The organism is Paraburkholderia sp. FW306-2-2C-D06C, assembly GCF_058781505.1.
On sequence record NZ_JBYSWU010000062.1, the window covers coordinates 40,875 to 49,135 of the forward strand.

Annotated in this window: 4 protein-coding genes; 2 read left to right on the forward strand and 2 right to left on the reverse strand. The window is 56.7% G+C overall.

What is annotated here, in order from left to right:
* Nucleotides 1-341 precede the first annotated feature (341 nt).
* Complete coding sequence (locus tag AC3WLT_RS32110) at nucleotides 342-1,340, reverse strand: dienelactone hydrolase family protein (protein WP_492595648.1); 999 nt, start codon at nucleotides 1,338-1,340, stop codon at nucleotides 342-344.
* A gap of 546 nt (nucleotides 1,341-1,886) precedes the next feature.
* Between AC3WLT_RS32110 and AC3WLT_RS32115 the strand changes: the two genes are divergently transcribed.
* Both AC3WLT_RS32115 and AC3WLT_RS32120 read left to right on the forward strand, forming a co-directional pair.
* Nucleotides 1,887-3,011 carry an NHL repeat-containing protein gene (locus tag AC3WLT_RS32115; RefSeq protein ID WP_492595649.1) on the forward strand — a complete coding sequence of 375 codons (1,125 nt, stop codon included), beginning with the start codon at nucleotides 1,887-1,889 and terminating at the stop codon, nucleotides 3,009-3,011.
* Between the two features lie 2,040 nt (nucleotides 3,012-5,051).
* The gene (locus AC3WLT_RS32120; RefSeq protein ID WP_492595650.1) at nucleotides 5,052-5,567 is read left to right on the forward strand and encodes a hypothetical protein; all 516 of its coding nucleotides are present in this window, start codon (nucleotides 5,052-5,054) and stop codon (nucleotides 5,565-5,567) included.
* A 1,290-nt stretch (nucleotides 5,568-6,857) separates the two neighbouring features.
* Here the strand turns inward: AC3WLT_RS32120 and AC3WLT_RS32125 are convergent.
* The gene (locus AC3WLT_RS32125; RefSeq protein WP_492595651.1) at nucleotides 6,858-7,601 is read right to left on the reverse strand and encodes a hypothetical protein; all 744 of its coding nucleotides are present in this window, start codon (nucleotides 7,599-7,601) and stop codon (nucleotides 6,858-6,860) included.
* Nucleotides 7,602-8,261 lie beyond the last annotated feature (660 nt).

Genomic DNA, 8,261 nt, shown 5'->3' on the forward strand with positions numbered 1-8,261 from the left:
GCTATTCGCTAGCGAGCGCCAATGGATTTTGGATGGGGAAATAAGCCAACCCTAGCTACGCAAGCGAACGAAGCTTTGATTTTCAGGCCTGATGACTCCTTGGTTGTGCACGGGCCACAGGCTCGCATCTGTGCGTAGCTATGCGCGATGTCTCGAGCTCAATCCTTCTTGCGCGAGAGAGCATCGTAACTTCGGCTTGCTCCGGGACAGGCGTGGCGACAAGCAAAGGCTCGAGCATCACGTCAGCGTCAATCGCCGGCTCAACAGCTGACTTGCGACGCACAGGCAGACGGGGGTCCGCGCCGACCGGGCAGCCGTCCATCGAGGGGATTTCAGCAGCTTCAAGGCGACCTGGCGCCGGTCGCGGTCACGAGTTCCTTTACCGCCATCCGAGCTTGCGTGGACGCTTCCTGGTTATAGGCGATTGTCGGACCGAGTTCGACACAGGGGTCCTGGTAAGTGAAAGGCTGATTTGTTTTCGAATTGAAGATTTCTCCGTTTGCTGCCTCGGCGAGCTGGCAGTTCCGTAGCGTCTGCGCTTGCGCGAGCTTCATTGGCTCTTTGAGCGCCTTCCAGTCAAACACGTGCTGTGCTCCGGGGTATTCGGTGAGCTGGACATCTTTGCCGCCCGCCTTCAGACGATTCACGTAATCTCGACATGGCGCAACGGGGACGTAGTTGTCGGCGCTTCCATGGAATATACGCACCGGCTTTGCGACGACATCCGAGTCCTCTCGGTATGCGATATTGCAACTCGGATAGAACGCGATGTACGCAGCGAACTCGCGCCCCGACACCGGACCATGCAACCGTTGGAAACGCTTCAGGCTTGCATAGAGTGCGGCGTGGCCGCCCCGGGAGAATCCCATCAGCGTCACCCTTGTGGGGTCTATTCGAGGATGTTTTTCCAGGACTTCAAGCGCGCGGTATGCATCCTCGACCTGAGCAAGCCGTCCGAGCTGAGACTGGTCATTGTTGGTGCTGACGATGCCACGACTCGCGAAACTGTCGATGACAAAGGTGGCGACGCCCATGGCAAGCAAATCCTGCTCCCAATCCGTCACGTAGCTTGATATTCCGCCTGAGCCGTGCAGCAGAACGACGACCGGGAATCGCTCCGTGCCCGCGCGCGGTAGACGCAGTTCACCGGCGATGATGACGGGCTTGCCCGGCCTGCCGTCCAGAAATTCCGCGTCTGTCAACGTGGTGGATTGGAACGGAATGACCTCCATGCGTGCGACCTGCGCATGCCCGATACCTGACAGGCTCGTGACGAAGACGAAGAACGCCACGGGAATGACGTGACGGAAATATGTACTGCAGCTTTCGCGCGTAAGCATGGCTACCTCCTTATCCATCACGTGTTATTTGACGACAGGATACAGCCAGATTAGCCCACCCTTTGGGAATTGCCCCTCGCCGCTTCCCCCTAAAGAACGGTGGGCTATTTCACGTGTCCAGAAACTGGTAAAAACCGCCAAGTTTTTGTCCGGCACTCCTTTTAACGCAGGTCTATAAACATTAAAGCAACCTAATATTAATGCCGTTGCAGGCCCAAAGTCGCGCAGATTTCGGTGTGCTTTTTCAGCGTCTACCTACCAGGCACTAAGCCGCAAAAAAATAGCTTGGTTGCCAAGGGACTCTCATTCATGACGTCGGACTCGGTCGTGACAGTCAGGAAGGCCTTGCAGGCATCGGCAATGGCCATCTTCTTGGTCGCAACCTCATTGACCGCATGTGGCGGTGACAACCCAGGTTCCGTCGGTCCGGGAGTCAACAATTCGGCTTCGCCGACGTCAGCAAACGGAGGATAGGACACCTTACGTACCGGGCTGGTCTTCCCTAATTGTCCGCACGAAGTGGTTAATACCAAATGGAGGTATCAAATGTTTGCATGTTCTGGTGTTTCTTCACGCTTTGGCGCCCCGCGCACAAAACGTCGTTCAACGTATCGCGCGGCATTAAGCTCTCTCTTGCTGTCAGGGGTGGCGTTCAGTGCGTTCTCGGTCGGCCCCGCCGCATGGGCGCAAGCTTTATTCATTGGCGACGCGGGGGACAATTCTGTCAAACAGTTCGATGCAAGCGGGACTTACATTGGGCCCTTTGTCGCCTCTGGGGCTGCGGCTGCCGGGCTGCACGGGCCCCGGGGAATGATTTTCACGGACGGGCAACTCGTCGTCGTCAATCAGAATGTAAACACTCCATATCCTGGGGAGGTTCTTCGCTTTGACGGTACGACCGGCACATTTGTCGGCAAACTGGTCGCTTCAAGCGACCTACACGCACCTTTTGCGCCGCGCGGTATCGTGCGCGGAGGTCCCGGTAACCAATTTTACGTGGCCGATATGGTCGGCGAAGCCAGCGGGTGCGCGGCGGGCAACGTGAAAGAATATAACGATAATGGTGCGTTTCTAGGCAGTCTCACTCCGGACCCTCGGGTGTTCACAGACGTGTTTCATCCACGCGGCGTTGTGTTTGGTCCTGACGGTCTCTTGTACGTCTCGGCATCGGGCTGCCTCGACACCCCGACCGACCCGCTCTTCAATCCGGTAACCGGATACATCCTGCGTTTCAATGCCACCACCGGCAAATTCGTTGATGTTTTTGCCTCCATTGCCACCGTTCCGAACCTCCACCGTCCTGAGGGCCTAGGCTTCGACAGTGCGGGAAATCTGTGGGTGACGAGTTTCCAAGCGGATAAAAGCGACACCGACAAAATTCTCAAGCTCAACGGCAAAACGGGTGCCCTCCTCGATGAACTCGTGCTATCAGAACCCCCGAGCGGCCCCAGGTCCTATGCACAGGCAATCATCTTTGGGCCCGGCGGCTATCTGTACGTCCCTATCACTGGCAATGACCAGAAGACAACAGGTGAGGTGCGGCGGTGCAACCCCACAACCAAAGCGTGCGACGTCATTGTTCCGGCCAACTCAGCTGGCGGCCCGCTGCAACAGCCGTGGTATCCAATCTTCAGGAACAGCAACCCCGGGACACTTAACTACCAGAACTAGAAAGGGCGAGGACGCATGGCAAGGCCGGGCTTGGCAGCTCGCCGGGCCTTGCTTGTTGATAGCAAGAGTAGGCTTGGCGATGGCAGCCCGGTGCTGACCTGACAGCATTAGCCCGCACGACTTGGTTGCAATCGCAGCGTTGGCGCCCCGCAACGTCCGTGCCCTGACGCTGACCAACCGTGCGCGCACTTCGTGCTCACGCCCTGCCTCTAGGAAACGAGCGGCTCTGATATGCGTGTGAGCCGAGCACAACGACGACGTTGCCTTGGACCTTACCAGTGAGCGAGGCCGCTACGACAGTAGAGGGGCAGCCACGTGTGCACGCCGCACCGCCTATCTCCGCTTTTTGTCCGTTTTCGGTTGCTGCGTTCCCTCGTACGCGGCGACGTCCGGCGGCGACCCTTTTTCCACGAGTCAAGAGAGCATTGCAGGCATTTGCAATCGTCATATCGATTGCGGCAGCGTTAATCCGGATGTGGGGGAGGTGGCAGCGACAGTGCGGCTGGTTCGGCAGTCGCCCATGACGCCGCCCAGCCGGCGGGTTCCGTTAATCCGAAGGTTATCCCGTTCAATGCCACCTATCGAGGCAAAAGGTACAGCCAGTGCGTGGTCTCTTTCTGGCAGTGGGCGCTGGCTTTGCCGGCCAACGACCCGAACCTTCCGCATCCGTTTAACGACTGCACTCGCCCAATCTCGGCGGGGCAAACCGGCAAGTGTTCCAAGAATTGCCCGATTTAAGCGGTGCCCATGTCGTCAGCATCGTGACGCTGGGGGACTCCCTGAATCTTGAGAATTTCGATGTCCAAGTGGACGTCGCGTGGACTGGTGCGGGGAGGCTATCGGAGACGACGGTGGCTCAACATACGTCTTCATGCCCCGGTGGGGTATTCAATTCTCACTTTACCGGCTTTTCGCGTCCCGCCATCGCGTCAGGAACCGTTATTTCCACCATAACTTGTGACCAATTCGTATGCCAGCCCGGCACGACCAATTACACACCCGCCGCCTCCGTCTTTGGCGAACTGGACCAGGGGAATGCTGGCGAGATTGATATCACACCCGTAGCGAGCAGTACGAGCGCAAGCACGACGCCGTAGAGAGTCTTGAGGGTGTTCGTACCGGGCCGTGAGTGGACGCCAGTCTCAAAATTTCAACGGAAAGCGTCCGCTCCCGCCTTGAGGCATTTAACCGGTCTCACCGACCTTCCGATGTTGGCCGAAGCGAGCGCGCGAGATTCGGTAGAGGCCAACGCTCGGCACCTTTCAGACGAAGCCTGAGCCGAAGTCGTACGCGTTGAAGGCGGCTCAGGTAAGGTGAGCAGCGCTTCGGCCGCCCTGCGCCACTAGCGGCTCTTCTGACCTGTCCGCGCCGTCATTTGTCAAGGGGTAACTCCGTCATAAAGCCGTTGCCCGCATAAAAAAGCCCGCACGGTTGCGGGGCTCGCTGTTAAGCGTCGGTTACTGACGCTTCCGGTGCCATTCGACCGTTATAGCAGGAATACCGTCGCTACTAGGCGCGGCCATGCTTTTCTCAACCGTAACGGCACAAGATAAGGGGCACCAGGTATGTCAGCGACTGACTTCGCCCGGTATTGCTCAGACTACAGAAACTTGAAACACACGGCGTCCCTATTCCGTAAGGGTGTCAGCCATATTTTCGTTGCCTGACTTCAATGGGCCGTTTTCCCAGTAGTGGTTTGCAATCCATCAAATGCTCGTCTATCGTTTATCAACAATCAAATAGAAGTACTGCTCACCTCATCGTGGGCTTGCTCGGTGTCCGGGGCGGTGTAGTGAACTAAGACTAAGCGGCGACTATGGACACGTGCTTCCAGCACACACTCTCGATACCTCGTCAGTAGCGCCCTACCGCGCGCCATCTCCGGCGTACGGACGCGCTGTCTCTACGGCTTCAGAAGCCCCGAGGCAGCCCGCCTGTGCGTTTGTACGTCCTTTGATTCATCCGGAGAGACGCGTGACACGGCACGCCGTGCCAAAAGTGACCTCAAAGGATGTGAAGCATTCAAGCAAGGAGAGACTCATGGGCAAACGTAGCAAGCTTTTAGCGCTGCTGTGCGGCGCAGCGTTTTCGGTCGCGGTGATACCCACAGCGCAGGCGCAGAACGTCGTGGACGCCCGAAATACCGTTATCGGGCGAGCCTACCCTTGGCAGGGAGGGGGTGGGGTGGTTTTTCGCGTCCAGCAGATACCCGTTTATGTGATTCTGGAGCATGTCGGAGTCAATACTGCTGGCAATGTTTCCCCGACAGACCTTGAATGGGCCCGCACTAACGTCGAGTTCACCAGCACCGATTGCTCGGGAACTCCCTTGATTTCCGCTAGTGCTTCGAGTAACCCGTTCAGGCCGAGCGCCGTGGTGCGAAACGGCAACACGGCCACGCTATACATCGCAGGGACGGCGCCGGCAATCCCGCAGCAAATTCACTCAAGCCTGGGGCTGAGTTGCGCTGCTCTCAATATTGTTGACCCGGTGTACAGCGTCGTGACAACCGTCGACCTGACCCATCTCCACCCAGAGCCGCTTCGCGTCCCGTGACATCGAGATGCGAGCACCGGTCCGTTAAGGGGGAGCCACCACAAGTACGACCCCTGGCCGGACAGCTGCGAAAGGCGCTTTTCACTGCGCCGGACACTGTGAGCCGGATTGGTCACCATCATCGGCTGGCGAAGGGTAATGCTTCAAAGGGTAACTCCGTGATAATGCCGGCCCGTATATGAAAAAGCCCCGCGGTTGCGAGGGCTCGCTGTTAGGCATCGGTTATTGACTCTTTCGCTGTCATGCGGCGGCTAGAGCAGGAAGACAGTCGCTACTAAGCGCGGCCATGCCTTTCTCAATCTTAACGGCAGAAGATAAGGGGCATCAGGTATGTCGCCTTCGGCCACTTCCGAAGACGTCGGTTCGGGGTAATGCCAGAGGTCGCGTTAGAGAAGTACATGCTCGTATAACAGCGCCCATCGCCCACGAAGGACCTCAGGTGTGGAAGTGGCCACTTGCGCAAAGAGGTCAGCGGCTTGGGCAGACCACGGCGCGGCACCTTCGGGGTGGTCGTCAACAATCATGTTCGCAACGGCGCGGTCCATCCACTCGCGAAGCGACATTTGCCTTCGTTGAGCCGACATGCAGGCCGAAGCAATAACAGCCGGAGAGAGATGAAGAATTGTTCTTACGCCCGCTGACTTGGTATCAAGACATCTGTATCCACCTATGGTCTCCACGATGTAGTTCGGTGAGTTGAAGCATGGCGTAGCCGTATAAAAAGCACATCAACTTTTGGTTACGAAAATCGTCGGTGGCTACACGCAGTGATTCCAGCTGTTTCGCTGGATACATTGCGAGGTCATTTATGAGAGGAAGGAAAGGCGTTACGGCCGCCGATGTTGTCCGAGCTTGTGTGTCGCTCCGACGGCAAAAAAGGCGACTGAGGCCGAGGAACGTGCGGCTTGAGTTGGGTACAGGAAGCTACGGCACCATTGTCCGGCATCTGCGAATGCTCGCGTTCCGTGAGCACTACAATTATTGACGGGGAGGCCCGCATGCGCGAGCCTCCCTGATAAGCCTAGGCAGGACGCCACTTCCTGGAAATGGTGGCCCGCCTTCCCGTGCGCGTCGCAGTCTTAACGAATTCTTCGGCGTACTGCGCCTCGCGTAAGCTCATGGCGAATACCCGACTCGAAATCTTCTCGAATCGGCCTACCACAGCAGCCAGCGCTCCGGTCCTATCAACAAGCCCATCACTTCTCGTTAGTTGTTGTTCATGCAATGAGGTAAAGCCGCAGCGTCGCCGCAGCTTCCCCAAAGAACCGTACCGCAATTTTCCTCTCAGGTTTATTGGACGTTGAGGTAGTACAGATTGTTGATTTCGGGTGAGCCGGTGGTGGAAAAAATCAGGATATGCTGCCCTACAGGCAATGGCTTGATTGCAATCCAATAGCCATCCGAGACGGAAATCGGTGTGCCGCCGGGGGGCGAATTGATATTTGAATAAAAAACAAAGTTGCTGACTGGTACAGGTGGCTCGAAAGAGAAGACTGGCGATTCAAAATGGAACTCGTTCAAAAAGCTAATGCTCACGCCATCGAGCGATACGTTCAGAGTGCTCGATTTTGGCAAAGCTTTTTTCGACGATGCCGGCGGGCATGGGAAGGGGTTGTTGCAAAGCACAGCACGGAGGTCGGCACCGCTCGGGTTGTTTAGGACGGCCTCGTTCGGATTGCTTGGAATTTCCAGATTGGACCATTCGGCATTCGCAACGGGAAATAAAATCGGGCTGCCCGCTGGCACAGTGCAATGTCGAACGACTTGCGTTGTGGAGATAACGCCCGCCAGGAAGTAAACGGGCGCCGCCGGCTGCGTGCCGTTATGACAGTCAGTATCGGAGGTGTTGGGCAAAAACGGGTGATTTTGGCTCGGGATTTGCAAATAAAATTGCCACCAAGCGGCTGACCAGTCGCCGTAGGTCATGCCGAAAATATGCTCGTTCGGCGCGTAGATGCGGCTGTCGGTTTGGGCGTGGGCGATAATAATATTGGTGCATAAAGCGATTCCCAATGCGATTGTGCGTGCCTTCATGATGTCGCCTCCTGATTAGTGTTTCAGACCATGCAACATAAGCCCGTCAATGGCTAAAACTCAGGCCATTGAAGCATGACAGCTTCCAATGCGGCCCCTCAGGGCGGCGCGCAAGTTTCTGGGGCAGTCGCCTCTAGTCAGGCGTAGCAAAGCTCCGTATTCGACTTCATTCCGAACGTTTTGACCGGGAGCGACTTTATGAGGAGCTCGCTACATTACTAGGCCGTTTGTCCGTGAATACTTAGTTCTGGCAGATGGGTGCGGAATCGTCGCACGAAAGTCTGCGCGTGGTGACCTTGGGGCTCTGCATCCGCGTTAAAGATTGCTAACAATGGTCGTTATAGGCTTGCTCTCACGGACGTGGCCGACAAAAGTAAGGTGGAATTTGCCACCATTTGGAAGGGGTGACGACATCGTCGGAAGCGCTTGCACGGCATGTCATTTTTCGGACACAATTCCTCTGCTTCCCATCGGCTCGATTCAACCTCAGGCGAACGTGCCTGAAGCTCTGCTTGGCCAGAACATCCACTATCCGGTGTGTCGTACCGGGCGTGTCTTTAGACTCAAGCGAACTGATTTTTTCTGCCTCTTTTGAATTTTGAGTGGGTAGGTTTGGCGGGTCAAGGACGGGCGTAAGCCCGGCGTAGCGAATCCTTGAGG